Origin of the sequence: Pseudomonas sp. 21LCFQ010, assembly GCF_024129905.1 — a bacterium.
Lineage (GTDB): Bacteria > Pseudomonadota > Gammaproteobacteria > Pseudomonadales > Pseudomonadaceae > Aquipseudomonas.
Genome location: NZ_JAMYDZ010000004.1, coordinates 23,822 through 38,266 on the forward strand (window position 1 = coordinate 23,822; position 14,445 = coordinate 38,266).

A 14,445-nucleotide genomic window follows, 5' to 3' on the forward strand; every position below is an offset into this window, starting at 1 on the left:
GGCTCACAATGCTCATTTACAACCCGTAAAGTCGTGCGCGACTCCGACCGTTGCTCGCCTGTTTTTGCCTTGCGCTGGCTACCTCGGCTACGTTTTTAGAGACGCCCCATAAGCGCCTCGACTGGGTTGCGGGCCGTCCCGCAGTTGTAAGAAGTCCTGGGGTCGTCCCCGGACAGAAAGGTCTTTAGCCACTCAGCGATGGTTGTCGGGGGGCCTTGGGCGGCTCGCCTCGATACTGGCCGGCGCGGATCTCACAGGCCTTGAACAGCCACAGGCGGATACGCTCAAGCAGTGGCTTCAGTTCCATATCAGCACCTGCGCAGGGGTCGGGTTGTAGCCGTTGCAGGGGTTGTTGAGCTGCGGGCAGTTGGAAATCAGCACCATCACATCCATTTGCGCCGTCAGTTGCACGTACTTGCCCGCCCCTGAAATGCCGTCTTCAAACGTCAGGCCACCGCCTGGTGTCACCGGCACATTCATGAAGAAGTTGATGTTCGGCGCGATGTCGCGCTTGCCAAGCCGGCCATCATGGCAGCAGGCACGCAGGTAGTTGTCGCGGCAACTGTGCATGTGGCGCTTGTCCAGCGCATAGCGCACCGTGTTGCTCTCTTGGGCGCAGGCGCCGCCAAGCGTATCGTGGCGACCGCAGTTGTCCTGGGTGATGGTCAGCATCGGCCGGCCCAGGTTGGAGTACAGCACGCTGCCCTCACCCAGATAGACATTGGCCTGCTTGCGCAGCGTGCGCTGCACGTCGTAACGCTCGCGGGGGTTGGCCGTACTGTAGAACAGCGTATCAATTGCCTGATTGCCTTCCAGGTCAAGAATGCGCAGGGTCTGCCCGGCCTTGACTTCGCCAAGCCATGGCTCACCGGCAGCAATGGTTGCCCTGAAAGCGGCGGTGTCGGGTTGCAGGTTACGGGTCATGGCAAGTCCTCAAGCAAACAGGCGATGGGTATTGATAAAGCCGCGCTCGTTCTCTGGACGCGAGGTACGGCAATGCTCGGCCACCGACTCGTCGGCGTTGGCGAACGTGAGCTGGACCGGCTTGGGCGCGTACACAGGTGCCGGGTCCATCGGGTGTTGCAAGGCGGTCACCACAAACAGCGTGTCCATGGGCGCATACAGTTCGATGACATCGCCGGCTTGCGAATGCCCCTGGGCGAAGTGCAACCCGCCCTGCTCGTCCACCTCAACACGACTGAACAGGTTCAGCGGCATGGTCAGATCGGTCAGTTGCAGGTCCCATTTGCCCATTTCCACCAGCAAGTTGTCGGTCCCGTTGCGGTAAAAACCGTTACGCAGTTCCTGGTAGCGGCCGACGCCATATTTCTCTTGCACCTCGTCTGCGTTGAGCACGCCACCGATGCTGTCGCTCCAGCCGGCGCTGTCCTGAGTGATCGCCGCCAGTACCCGGCCCATGTCTGAATACAGGCAATGGCCGCGGGTCAGCTTTGCGGTGTGCTGGCATTTGAGGGAATCGGGCAGGTTCAGCCGCTCGCTTTTCTCATGGGCGTTGAACAGCATCAGGCTGACATTGGCGCCGCCCTCAAGGTCGGTAAACCGCACGACTTGCCCGCGTTTGAGCACAAATGACAGATGCCCGCCGCCTGGCAGCAGGTCTTCTGCGATGGTCTGTGTGTAAGACATGATTAGCTTCCTGTGTGCAGCGATAAGGATTCAGGGATAAAGCCCGACATGGCGCTGGTGCGTTGGCTGTTGAGCGGCAGGTCATACGTCACCCGCGAGCCGAAGGCCGTGGGCGCATGTGGGTCCAGACGCACCTTGTCGAAAACCAGCAGGCGGGTGCCGAGGCTGAACCCTTCACTCAGGTCATGGGTCACCATAAACACCGTCAGCCCGGTCTCTTGCCACAGCTCCAGCAGCAAGGCATGCATGTCCTTGCGAATGCCTGGGTCCAGCGCGCCGAAAGGTTCATCGAGCAGCAGCACTTTGGGTTTCATGATCAGCGCCTGGGCAATCGCCAGACGCTGCTGCATGCCGCCAGACAACTGGCTGGGGTACTTGTCTTGGGCATGGGCCAGCCCCACCCTGGCCAGCAGTTGCGCAGCCTGCTCACGGGCTTCACGCTTTGCCCGCCCCAGCAGGCGGCCCAGCCAGGGCGCACGGGGCAGCTCAAGGCCCAGCGCCACGTTGTCCAGCACACTCAGATGCGGGAACACCGAATAGCGCTGGAAAACCACGCCCCGGCTGGAATCGGGTTCGGCCACCAGCGGTTGGCCGTTGAGCAGGATCTGCCCCCGGCTCGGCCGTTCCTGGCCCAGCAGCATGCGCAGGAAGGTCGACTTGCCACAGCCCGAGGCGCCCACCATGGTGCAGAACTCACCTTCGGCAATACTGAGGTTCAGGCCTTCGAGCACGACATGCTCACCGTATTGCTGCCAGACATTGCTGACTTCGATAAAGCTCATGGGCGTGCCCCTTCATACCAAGGGAAAGCCCGGCGTGTGAGGGTCTTGAGCAGCCAGTCGGTCAGCCAGGCCAACAGCGTGATCCACACCACGTAGGGCAAAATCACGTCCATCGCCAGGTAGCGCCGTACCAGAAAAATCCGGTAACCCAGGCCATCTTCCGAGGCGATCGCTTCAGCGGCGATCAGAAACAGCCAGGCCGAGCCCAGCACCAGCCGCAGCGAAATGAGCAGCCGGGGTAACAGTTGCGGCAAGACCACCCGCAGGATCAGCGTCCAGCTGGTCGCCCCCAGGGTTTGCGCCTTTATCAGCAGCTCCGCCGGGATTTCGCGGACCCGCTGCTCCAGATCCCGGGCCAGGATCGGGGTGATGCCGATCACGATCAGCATCACCTTCGACAGCTCGCCCAGGCCAAAGACAATGAACAGGATCGGCAGGATCGCCAGCGGTGGCACCATCGACATCACCACCAGCAGCGGCGACAACGATGCGCCGAAGATGGGCAAGGCGCCGGAGGCAATCCCCAGGCACAGCCCCAGCGCCGCACTGATCGCCAGGCCCGTGGCCAGCCGCTTGAGGCTTGAACCGGTGTCCTGCCAGAGCAGGTACTCACCGCTGCGTTTGTCCTCGACAAAAGCCACCCGCTCGATCGCTGCGCCCATCTGCGCTGCGCCAGGCAGTAATTTGTCATTGGGATTGTCAGCCAGCCGCTGGGCTGAACTGACAAAATAGGCAAACAGCACCAACACGAAAGGCAGCAGCATCAGCAGCATGCGTGAGGGGCGGTCCGGGTGGCGATTGATCAAACGCATGATGTGCCCCTTTTCAAAGCGAACCGTCAGCAGCCATCTGCACGTAGGCCGGATCGAACCTGAGCTTGAGGTTGGCCTGGTTGCCAAGCACCTGGCCGCTGGCAAAGCTCATCCCCACGGCGCCGCTGTCTGCGGCGCCGTCGCCCAGCAAACCATGGTCAAAGGAGAATGCAGCAACCTTGTGCATGGTGTTGGCGAGTTCCGGACTGCGCACGAATGCGAGGGCCGACTGGGGGGTGGCGAACAAGTGGGTGGTGGCAAGCTGGCGATTGAAGCCATCCAGGCTGGTACCGGAGGCTTTGGCCATGTGTTCCAGGGCGCGTTGCTGCTCTGCTGACTGGCTGGCCATCAAGGCCATGACTTCATACCAGGCGCCGGTAAGGGCCTTGCCCAGCGCGGGGTTGTCTTGCAGGGTCTGGGTATTGACGACCAACAGGTCAAGAATCTCGCCGGGGATCTTGCTGGAATCGAACACCTGGGTGACATCCGGCTTGGCGGTGATCTCGGCCAGCATCGGATTCCAGGTGGTCACCGCCTGCACATCAGGGGTATCGAAGGCAGCGGCAATGTCGGCATCGGAGGTATTGATGACCTTCAGGTCCCGCTCCTTGAGCCCGACAGTGTCCAGGCCCCGGGCGAGCAAGTAATGGGAAACCGACAGCTCGACCAGATTGACGCTCATACCCTTGAGGTCTTGCAGCGTCTTGCCCTTGCCCTTGAGCACCACACCGTCGTTACCATTGGAATAGTCGCCGACGATCAACGCGGTGCTGTCAACGCCGCCCGCGGCCGGAATGGTCAGTGCGTCCATATTGGTCATCGAGCAGCCATCGAACTGGCCAGCCGTGTACTGGTTGATCGACTCTACGTAATCGTTAACCTGAGTGAGCTTGATGTGGATGCCGTATTTGTCGGCCCACTTTTTGATGATGCCCTCAGAGGCGGCATATTCCCAAGGCATCCAGCCCGCATAGATCGTCCAGCAGATGTCGAAGTCGGTTTTGACCGCGGCTTTGGAATGAGGGCTGGCGAACAGCACAAGGCTTGCGGCCAGAACAGCGCTAACAAATGACTTTCGCATGGAGGGACTCCAGTTGACTGTGGACGGACAAGGAGCAGCGCGACACCCGTTGCATCAGGTGGTCTGTCTCCCGGGCTTTTATCCCGCCGTGTAACCTCAACTGGAGGTCGTCAGCTCTCGGACCTGACGCTCGCTTTCGCAAGCCGGAACCCTAGCCAACCATTTTCAGATTTTGGTGCTATAGCTCGCGCTACTCCCGCACACCAAGGCTAATGCCAGAGGCGTGCCAAAATGTCGGGCAGGCGCTTTGATCAGCCTGGCAGCCTTGCCAGTCGGCCCTCACGGGCCAACACGAGCGTCGCTGCGCGGTTTTCTGGCAAGCGATCACGCAGGGCCTGTGCGCTCGTGTGGGGCGCACCGCACTCCATTAGGGCGTTGCTTGGCCTGAGTGCTGCGCCGCGCTACAAGACAATACCGCCCATCCCAATCTATGCTTGGCTCACACTGCTGAATCAGGGATGTCGCATCGTGAATATTCGCCAGAAGATTATCGGTTTCGGCCTGGTCGGCACTCTCGCCGTCTGGTTACTCGGTGCCGCCGGGCTGCTCGGGCAGCATGTCCAGAACACCGCTCTGACCCGCAATGACGACAGCCTGACCGCGATTCGTAATCATATGGAGGGCGACATGATGCACGATGCCCTGCGTGCCGATGTGCTGGCGGCGCTGCTGGTCGATCGTCAGGACAAGGCCGAAGTGGAGCAGGTGCTGGCCGACCTCGATGAGCATGCAAAGTGGTTCCGTACCGTGGTCCGGAACAACCTCGCCCTGCCCCTTGATGCCGATCTGAAGCAGGCGATCGGTGATCTGCAACCGCTCCTTGAAGCCTATATAAACAGTGCCACTTCGATCATTCGTCTGGCACTGGAGTCGCCTGAGCAGGCACGCGCGCAACTGCCGGCGTTTTTGAATACGTTCAAGGAGCTTGAAGAGCGCAATTCAGCACTCAGCGACCTGATCAGCAACAATGCCGACGCCACCCGGCAACAAAGCCGCGCTGCGCTGCAGCAGAGCGTCACCGTCCTGAGCGGCGGGATCGCTCTGGTCACTGTGGTGATGTTGCTGTGCACGCTACAACTGCTGCGTTCGGTGCTGCGGCCACTGGGCAGCACCATGCGTATTGCCGAACGCATTGCCCAGGGCGACCTCACCGGCGAAATTGACGCACACGACCGCGATGAAACCGGACGGCTGCTGCGTGCATTGGCTGAGATGCGCGATAACCTGCGGCAGATGATCCAGGCAATTCAGCAGGAAAACCAGCTGCTGCACAGTGTCGTGCAGGAGTTGGGACAGTCCTCTACCAGCCTGGTACAGCGCGCCAGCCAGCAGTCGCAAAGCGCTTCAAGCATGGCCGCGGCAACTGAACAGATGATCACCAACATCACCAGGATCGCTGAGCATGCCCGGGATGCACAGTCGTTCTCCAGCCAGTCTGAACGCCTGGCCAGTGACGGCGGCGACGTGATTCTCAACGTGGTGGACGGCATGCAGGGTATCGACGTAGCGGTCAACCGTTCTTCAGAAACCATCACGGCGCTGGGCCAGAGTTCGGAAGAGATTCACTCGATCATCCAGGTGATTAACAGCATCGCCGAACAGACCAACCTGCTCGCGCTTAATGCCGCCATCGAAGCGGCCCGCGCCGGTGAGGCCGGCAGAGGCTTTGCCGTGGTGGCGGACGAAGTGCGCGGTCTGGCTGCACGTACCGCACAATCGACCCGGGAAATCACCGCAATGATCGAGCGTATCCGGCAAAGCACCGGCCAGGCGGTCGACAGCATGCAGACCGGCGTCTCTCGGGTACGTGAAGGTGTGGCACTGGCCACGCAGGCAGGCGATTCAATCAGGCAGATTCGTCAGGGCGCGCGCCAGTCGGCGACGGTGGTCGAAGAAATCTCCCATACCATCACCGAACAATCCAAGGCCAGTCAGGAGGTTGCGCAACAGGTCGAATTGATCGCCCGCATGGCGCACGACAACAACCAGGTCATGAATGACCTGGCTGCCGCTGCCCAGCGGTTGGGCAATATTGCTGAGGGGATGCAGGCAAGCGTGATGCGTTTCCGGCTTTGAATGGTCCGGCGACGCCGCGCGCCGGGGCCAGGCAAAAAAGATCAGGCAAAAAGATTCAGCGCCTCGTCATCCCAATCGTGCCCCTTCTGCGACCAACCGTTACCCGCCGGCTCCGGGAAACCGCTGCGGCAATAACCCTGTTTGCTGTCGAAATCGAAAATCGCGTGAGGATAATCATTGATCAGCAGCACCGCCTTGCGATGGTCGGTGGACCAGCCGATTTTCACCGCAGATGGCTGGTTGCGGTCAGACACGTTGCTGACGTTGTAGATATGCAAGGCATCCTGAATCGGATTGCCGTCAGCGCTGGTGTCCAAGGCGTAGAAGTAGCCTGTGTCCTCATCGTCTTCAAATACCACCACGTACGGCCCCTCCTGCGCTGGCGCTTCAAGGACCAAAGGGGTTCCAACCTGCAAGGTGCTTTCGCCAGCCAGGTAGATCGTCATGAGACTGTTCCTTCGAAAATGTCAGTGACATGCTGACCATCGGCGGAGGATTTTTATCCCTTACTGGCCCTTTCGCGACCAGGGTCGCTGCCACAGCGGTGCAGTGCTTATGATCTGCGACTGAACCGCGGAATTTCCAGCCCCAGGCTTTCGCGCAATGTGCTGCCTTCATATTCGCGGCGATACACCCCGCGCTCCTGCAACAGCGGAATCACCTCCTGAGTGAAGCGCTTGAACTGTCCCGGATGGCCGATATAGATGTTGTAGCCATCCACCGCACGCGCCTCGAACCATTCGGTCAATTTCGCCGCCACGGTTTCAGCCGAGCCAACAAACGCCCCCGGCCGCAGTTGTCGGCCAAACTCTACAGCCTGACGCAAGCTGAAGCCCTTTTCCCGAGCCTGATCGGCAATGCGTTTGGCGTTGGTGAAGAAGCTGCTACGCGCATATTCCAGGCTCTCTTGCGGGAATGGCGCGTCCAGGTCGTATTGGCTGAAATCGTGCCAGCCGAAGTTACGCCCGAACTCTTTGAGCGCCAGTTCGAAGCTGTGGTCTTGCTGATGGTAGTGGCGCTCGATTTCCCGGGCGTGTTGGTCGGTATCGCCCACGTAAATCTCCGCGCCCGGCAGAATCAGGATCTGCTCGGGGTCACGCCCCAGGCGCCGGGCACGTTCTTTTACATCGCGGTAGAACGCCTGGCCCTGCTCGATGCTGGCGGCGTGGGTGAAAATCACATCCGCCGTGGCGGCGCCCAGCTCGCGGCCCTGCTGCGAGTCACCGGCCTGGAAAATCACCGGCTGGCCCTGCGGCGAACGCTGGATGTTCAGCGGCCCGGCCACCGAGAAATGTTCGCCTTTGTGATGCAGGGCGTGCAGCTTGCTGGTGTCGAGAAACTCGCCTGTGCTGCGGTCACGGGTGAAGGCATCGTCCTCATAGGAGTGCCACAGCTTTTGCACCACCTCGACGTGCTCTTGGGCGCGGCTGTAGCGGGTGTCGTAGTCGTAGTGCTCGTCCAGCCCATAGTTGCCTGAGGTGCCGGCGTCGCCGCTGGTAACCACATTCCAGCCAGCGCGGCCCTTGCTGATCAGGTCCAGCGACGCCAGACGCCGGGCGACGTTGAACGGCGCGTTATAGGAAGTGGTCAGGGTGCCGACCAGACCGATGTGTCTGGTGCTGACCGCCAGCGCTGATAACAGGGTCAGCGGTTCCAGCCGGTTGAGGTAATGCGAGGGCGAGCCGGGAGTGATGAACTGGCTGTCGACGATGAAAATCAGATCAAACAGTGCGGCTTCCGCCTGGCGGGCGATGTCGATGTACCAGTCGATGTTCACACTGGCATCGGCCGGCAACTGCGGATCAAGCCACAGGTTGTGCTTGCCCGGCCCGCCGCAACCCATGGTCAGGGCGCCGAGTTTGATCTGTCGCTTGCTCATTGTGTCCGATCCCTTGCGTCTGGCGATCTATTGGATCGCTCTGAATAACCGATATGGTTATAAGCTAACGACTTGCCGGGATCGTGTGAAATTCGCTTTGGACATAATCTAATTCCAAATCATGCGAATGATTGATTATTTGATTTCCATCAAATGATTGGCGCCACCTCGTAGGAGCGGCCAGGCGGCTATACGCTTCAGCTTTGAAGCCTTCGCGGCTGAAGCCGCTCCTACGAGAAATCTACTGAAGATCAGGTATACACCCGGTCCAGGCGGTGCTGGTGGGTGTCGAATTGATCGAGTACGTCCTGGGTGATCTGCTCCTGGGTAAAGCCCATCAGGTCGTACTCCTGGCTGCCGGTAAACAGATACACCTCGGCCCGGTAGAAACGCCTGCGTGGCTCACTGTCGCCGTCACTGCCGAGGTCATTCGGTGCCGCCAGATAACCGTCCAGGCTGACTTCGTAAACGAACGGGTTGCCCTCCTCCAGATCAATGCGCAAACCCATCATCGAGCGCGACTGCCCTACCCGGCTGACCACCTCAAAACCCCGCTCCTGCAATTGCAGCACGGCGTCGTTGAGCGCGGGACTGACGTGTTGATCCATGAAGCGCTGCACCGTCGCCTGGTTAGGTTGCAGGTCCATCTGGCCCAACCGCTCGGCAAAACCGCGCCGCCCGCGAGCGGCCAGTTCGGCTTTGGTCTGTTCCTGCAACTGGTCCTGCTGCATGGCCTTGTACAAACCATACATAAACACCGCCAGTACCACCGAGAACGGCAGCCCCGCCAGCACGACCATGGTCTGCATCGCCTCGAAGTTACCCGCCAGCAACAGCCCGATGGTCACCAGAGTGATGATCGCCGACCAGACGATGCGCATCCAGTGCGGTGCGTCTTCGTCCACATCGCCGCCCTTGCAGGAAAGGTTGGCCATCATCACCGCACCGGAATCGGCCGGGGTCAGGAACAGCACGAAGCCGACGAAAATTGCCACCCCGACCACCACCTTGGCGGCCGGGAAGTACTCCAGCAGTTTATAGATCGACATGGCCGGCTGTTCCACGGCGATCTTGCCCAGCTCCGCAGCGCCGCCGTTGATCACCAGGTCCAGTGCGGTATTACCGAAAATCGACAGCCAGGCCAGGGTGAAGCCCAGCGGGATCAACAGCACGCCGGCGACCAGCTCGCGCACCGTGCGGCCACGGGAGATTCGGGCGATGAACATGCCCACGAATGGCCCCCAGGAAATCCACCACGCCCAATAGAACACGGTCCACAGCCCCAGCCAGCGCTCCGAGCGCGCGGCGGCGTTCTCGTACACGTAGAGATCGAAGGTCTTCAGCACCAGGCCATTGAGGTAGTCGCCGATATTCTGCACAAAGCCGTTGAGCAGGTACTGGGTGGGACCGGCCAACAGCACGAACAACAACAGGCTGCTGAACAGCACGATGTTCAGGTTCGACAGGCGGCGAATGCCGTTTTCGACACCGGAAACCGCCGCAATGGTCGCCACAGTGCTCATCACCAGAATGACGATCAGCAGGTTGCTGTTGCTGTGCTCGATGCCAAACAGATACTCCAGCCCTGAGGCCACCTGCATCGACCCGATGCCCAGATTGGTGACCAGGCCCAGCAGGGTCACGAACATGCCGAAGATGTCGACGGTATCTCCCGCCACGCCCTTGACCCAACGTTCACCCATCAGCGGGTACAGCGCCGAGCGCAGTGCCAGCGGCTGGTTGTGCCGGTAGGCGAAGTACGCCACCGCCAGCCCGACCAGCGCGTAGATCGCCCAGCCATGCAGCCCCCAGTGCAGAAAGGTCAATTGCAGCCCCTGCCGCGCCGCCTCCAGGCTGGCCGCAGGGCCCTCGGGCGGATTGAAGTAATGGTCCAGCGGCTCGGAAGCGCCGAAGTACAACAATGAAATGCCGATGCCGGAAGAGAACAGCATGCCGGCCCAGGCGCCGTAGCTGAAATCGGGCTGATCATCCTTGCTGCCCAGTTTGAGTTTACCGAACGAGCTGAACGCGATACCGATCACGAACACCAGGTAAGCGGCAATCATCAACATGTAATACCAGCCGAAATTGCGCGACAGCCAGGCCTGGGCCTGCCCCAGCACACGGCCAGCGGTTTCGGGTGCAGCGATCAGCAAGGCAGTCAATAGCAGGACCAACAGCGCCGAAGTGAAGAACACCACGCGGTTGACCCTTGGCTTCTCGGTGGAAGCCTTTATCAGGGAGGCAGAACTCATTGCACGGCTCCAAGGCAGAGCGAGGTGAATAACGCCGCAGGCTAAAGCCGGCAGCCCATGTGTGCCGACATCCATGAGTCAGGGCGCATCAGGCGGCGCACGGCTCCCACCTGTCTGCGCAGGTATCGTGAATCGGGAGCCGCTGGCAGGGTTTGAGCGAATGTGCAGCGAAATATCGCGAACGTCTGGCGTCATGCCCTGTCACAAACTTTACGGAATGCCTCTCTGCGACTGCTTGACTGTTCAAGGAAACAGCCAGCAGCGGCAGATTGTCGCAGAGCTTATTTGTTATTGATTGATTGTTCAATATAAAAAAGGTAGGCTGAATTTCGTTAATCACGGCCAGCCATGGCCTGACCTTTGGCGGCCCTATGCGCCGGTGCACTGCACCGCACGAATGAGAAATCGCGCCTGAGTCCTGGCTCCTTGCATCTGGATCAGGACGCGAATCGCCAATCAACCATTTGCCTTGCGAGAACCCTATGGCCCGTTTTGAAACGCAAAAACTCTATATCGATGGCGGTTATGTCGACGCCAGCGGCACCGAGACCTTTGACGCCATCAACCCTGCCAACGGTGAAGTCCTGGCCAAGGTGCAGCGCGCCACTGCCGCTGACGTTGACCGCGCGGTAAAGAGCGCCGAGAAAGGCCAGAAAATCTGGGCCGCGATGACCGCGACAGAACGCTCGCGGATTCTGCGCCGCGCCGTGGACATCCTGCGTGAGCGCAACGACGAGCTGGCTCAGCTCGAAACCCTGGACACCGGCAAGGCCTATTCGGAAACCCGCTACGTCGACATCGTCACCGGTGCCGATGTGCTGGAGTACTACGCAGGCCTGGCGGTCGCCATCGAAGGTGAGCAAATCCCGCTGCGTGACACATCCTTCGTCTATACCCGCCGCGAGCCACTGGGCATCACCGCCGGTATCGGTGCATGGAACTACCCGATCCAGATCGCCCTGTGGAAGTCGGCCCCGGCCCTGGCCGCCGGCAACGCGATGATCTTCAAACCAAGTGAAGTCACCTCCCTGACCACCCTGAAACTGGCCGAGATCTTCACCCAGGCCGGCCTGCCCGATGGCGTGTTCAACGTCCTGACCGGCAGTGGTCGGGATGTCGGTAGCGCACTGACCGAGCACCCGCAGATCGAGAAGGTCTCGTTCACCGGTGGCACCAGCACCGGTAAAAAAGTCATGGCCAGCGCGTCGGCTTCGAGCCTCAAGGAAGTGACCATGGAACTGGGCGGCAAGTCGCCGCTGATCATTTTCGCCGACGCCGACCTGGACAAGGCCGCCGACATCGCAATGATGGCCAACTTCTACAGCTCCGGTCAGGTGTGCACCAACGGTACTCGCGTATTTGTACCGACCGCGCTCAAGGCCGAGTTCGAAGCGAAGATCGTCGAGCGCGTCAAACGCATCCGGGTTGGCGATCCGACCATCGAGACCACCAACTTCGGCCCGCTGGTCAGCTTCGCACACATGGAAAGCGTGCTGGGCTACATCACCAAGGGTAAAGAAGAAGGCGCACGGCTGCTGATTGGCGGCGAGCGCCTGACTGAAGGTGCACTGGCACAGGGTGCCTACGTGGCGCCGACCGTATTCACCGACTGCAGCGACGAGATGACCATCGTGCGCGAAGAAATCTTCGGCCCGGTGATGAGCATCCTGACTTACGACAGCGAAGAAGAAGTCATCCGCCGCGCCAACGACACCGACTACGGCCTGGCTGCCGGTATCGTCACCCAGGACCTGACCCGTGCCCATCGCGTGATTCACCAGCTGGAAGCCGGTATTTGCTGGATCAACGCCTGGGGTGAGTCGGCCGCGCAAATGCCGGTCGGTGGCTACAAGCAGTCTGGCGTCGGCCGTGAAAACGGCATTTCGTCCCTGGCGCAGTACACCCGCATCAAGTCGGTGCAAGTCGAGCTGGGCGACTACGCGTCCGTCTTCTGAACAACGCGATATTGAGTAACCGCGCAAGGAGCGACCTTGGTCGCGAAGGGGCCGTATCAGGCGCTACATCTCTAGCGCCTTCAAGTCCGCCTTCGCGAGCAAGCTCGCTCCTACAATTGCCCCATGATAGAGGACGCATTTTATGTCCCAAGAATACGATTACATCATCATCGGTGCCGGCTCGGCCGGTAACACCCTCGCCGCTCGCCTGACCGAAGACCCTGGTGTCACGGTCCTGCTGCTCGAAGCCGGCGGCCCTGACTACCGCCTCGACTTCCGCACCCAGATGCCGGCAGCACTGGCCTTTCCGTTGCAGGGCCGACGCTACAACTGGGCCTATGAAACCGATCCTGAACCACACATGAATAACCGGCGCATGGAGTGCGGTCGCGGCAAGGGCCTGGGCGGCTCGTCGCTGATCAATGGCATGTGCTATATCCGCGGTAACGCCATGGACCTCGACGGCTGGGCTCAGCTGCCGGGCCTGGAAGACTGGAGCTACCTGGACTGCCTGCCCTACTACCGCAAGGCCGAAACCCGCGACATCGGCGCCAACGACTGGCACGGTGGTGAAGGTCCGGTGAGCGTGGCGACGCCCAAGCCCAACAACAACCCGCTGTTCGCCGCGATGGTCGAAGCCGGCGTGCAAGCGGGTTACCCGCGCACCGAAGACCTCAACGGCTACCAGCAGGAAGGCTTCGGTCCGATGGACCGTACCGTGACCCCGAAAGGTCGTCGTGCCAGCACCGCCCGAGGCTATCTGGACACCGCCAAACAGCGCGACACCCTGACCATCGTCACCCACGCCATGACTGACCGCATCGTGTTCAACGGCAAACGCGCCAGTGGCGTGCGTTACCTGATCGGCGACAGCAGCGCTGTTCATGAAGCCTGGGCACGCAAGGAAGTGCTGCTGTGCGCTGGCGCGATTGCCTCACCGCAGATCCTGCAGCGCTCCGGCGTCGGCCCGGCCGAACTGCTGGAAAAACACAATGTGCCGGTGGTCCACGACTTGCCGGGGGTCGGCGAAAACCTGCAAGACCACCTGGAAATGTACATCCAGTACGCCTGCACCCAGCCGGTCTCGCTGTACCCTTCGCTGCTGTGGTGGAACCAGCCAGCCATTGGCGCCGAATGGCTGTTCAACGGCACCGGTATCGGCGCCAGCAACCAGTTCGAGGCCGGCGGTTTCATCCGTACCCGTCCCGAGTTCGAGTGGCCGAACATCCAGTACCACTTCCTGCCCGTCGCGATCAATTACAACGGCACCAATGGCGTCAAGGAACATGGCTTCCAGGCCCACGTCGGCTCGATGCGCTCGCTGAGCCGTGGCCGGGTGCAGATCAAGTCAAAAGACCCGCACGAGCATCCAAGCATCCTGTTCAACTACATGGCGACCGAGCAGGACTGGCAGGAATTTCGTGATGCGATCCGGATTACCCGCGAGATCATTGCCCAGCCGGCACTGGACGCTTACCGTGGTCGCGAGATCAGCCCGGGCCTTGAGGTCAAGACCGACGAGCAGCTCGATGCGTTCGTGCGTGAACACGCCGAAACCGCGTTCCACCCGTCCTGCTCGTGCAAGATGGGCACCGACGATATGGCAGTGGTCGATGGCCAGGGCCGTGTCCACGGCCTGCAAGGCCTGCGGGTCGTCGATGCGTCGATCATGCCGGAGATCATCACCGGCAACCTCAACGCCACCACCATCATGCTCGCCGAGAAGATCGCCGATCGCATCCGTGGTCGTCAGCCGCTGCCGCGCAGCAACGCCAAGTACTTCAAGGCCAACGGCGCCCCGGTACGTCGCGCGCCCATGCGCAAGACTGAACACACCGACGGCATCCCGGCCCTGGAGGCGGTGCAGGAAGCTGTTATAGCGCCAGAGCCGGTCGCCCACTAAACCCTGGCATCGCGTAGCAAACACGGCCCCCCGTAGGAGCAGCTTCAGCTGCGAA

The 14,445-nt window shown here is 60.8% G+C and carries 11 protein-coding genes, 1 pseudogene and 1 riboswitch; of the genes and pseudogenes, 3 read left to right on the forward strand and 9 right to left on the reverse strand.

The window, feature by feature from the left end; genetic code table 11:
• Positions 1–184 precede the first annotated feature (184 nt).
• The 6 genes from NJC38_RS29015 to NJC38_RS06615 are packed head-to-tail and all read right to left on the reverse strand — an operon-like array spanning position 185 to position 4,322.
• Positions 185–307 carry a hypothetical protein gene (locus tag NJC38_RS29015; protein ID WP_290447159.1) on the reverse strand — a complete coding sequence of 41 codons (123 nt, stop codon included), beginning with the start codon at positions 305–307 and terminating at the stop codon, positions 185–187.
• Positions 298–924 (reverse strand): urea amidolyase associated protein UAAP2, encoded by a 627-nt coding sequence (locus NJC38_RS06595; protein ID WP_253112314.1) that lies wholly within the window; start codon positions 922–924, stop codon positions 298–300. Before NJC38_RS06595 ends, NJC38_RS29015 begins: the two co-directional genes overlap by 10 nt.
• A 9-nt stretch (positions 925–933) precedes the next feature.
• On the reverse strand, positions 934–1,647 hold the full coding sequence (locus tag NJC38_RS06600; RefSeq protein ID WP_253112317.1) for an urea amidolyase associated protein UAAP1: 714 nt from the start codon (positions 1,645–1,647) through the stop codon (positions 934–936).
• A 2-nt stretch (positions 1,648–1,649) separates the two neighbouring features.
• Entirely contained in the window at positions 1,650–2,429 is a 780-nt protein-coding gene (locus NJC38_RS06605) for an ABC transporter ATP-binding protein (protein WP_253112319.1), read from the reverse strand.
• Positions 2,426–3,241 carry an ABC transporter permease gene (locus tag NJC38_RS06610; RefSeq protein WP_045491134.1) on the reverse strand — a complete coding sequence of 272 codons (816 nt, stop codon included), beginning with the start codon at positions 3,239–3,241 and terminating at the stop codon, positions 2,426–2,428. Before NJC38_RS06610 ends, NJC38_RS06605 begins: the two co-directional genes overlap by 4 nt.
• A 13-nt stretch (positions 3,242–3,254) precedes the next feature.
• On the reverse strand, positions 3,255–4,322 hold the full coding sequence (locus NJC38_RS06615; protein ID WP_253112323.1) for a putative urea ABC transporter substrate-binding protein: 1,068 nt from the start codon (positions 4,320–4,322) through the stop codon (positions 3,255–3,257).
• A 65-nt stretch (positions 4,323–4,387) separates the two neighbouring features.
• Positions 4,388–4,488: riboswitch (guanidine-I (ykkC/yxkD leader) on the reverse strand.
• Between the two features lie 302 nt (positions 4,489–4,790).
• Here NJC38_RS06615 and NJC38_RS06620 point away from each other — a divergent pair.
• On the forward strand, positions 4,791–6,398 hold the full coding sequence (locus NJC38_RS06620) for a methyl-accepting chemotaxis protein (protein WP_253112327.1): 1,608 nt from the start codon (positions 4,791–4,793) through the stop codon (positions 6,396–6,398).
• A gap of 41 nt (positions 6,399–6,439) precedes the next feature.
• Here NJC38_RS06620 and NJC38_RS06625 read toward each other — a convergent pair whose 3' ends face one another.
• The 3 genes from NJC38_RS06625 to NJC38_RS06635 form a co-directional block, all read right to left on the reverse strand.
• A complete protein-coding gene (locus tag NJC38_RS06625; protein WP_253112329.1) occupies positions 6,440–6,844 on the reverse strand; it encodes a DUF2251 domain-containing protein in 405 nt (134 codons plus the stop codon).
• A gap of 107 nt (positions 6,845–6,951) precedes the next feature.
• Complete coding sequence (locus NJC38_RS06630) at positions 6,952–8,277, reverse strand: LLM class flavin-dependent oxidoreductase (protein ID WP_253112332.1); 1,326 nt, start codon at positions 8,275–8,277, stop codon at positions 6,952–6,954.
• Between the two features lie 251 nt (positions 8,278–8,528).
• A complete protein-coding gene (locus NJC38_RS06635) occupies positions 8,529–10,475 on the reverse strand; it encodes a BCCT family transporter (protein WP_253113003.1) in 1,947 nt (648 codons plus the stop codon).
• Positions 10,476–11,014: 539 nt separating this feature from the next.
• Between NJC38_RS06635 and betB the strand changes: the two genes are divergently transcribed.
• Positions 11,015–12,487, forward strand: coding sequence for a betaine-aldehyde dehydrogenase (gene betB, locus NJC38_RS06640; protein WP_253112335.1), 1,473 nt, complete (start codon positions 11,015–11,017; stop codon positions 12,485–12,487).
• Positions 12,488–12,629: 142 nt separating this feature from the next.
• A pseudogene (gene betA, locus NJC38_RS06645) lies at positions 12,630–14,309 on the forward strand (choline dehydrogenase); the annotation flags it as partial.
• Positions 14,310–14,445 lie beyond the last annotated feature (136 nt).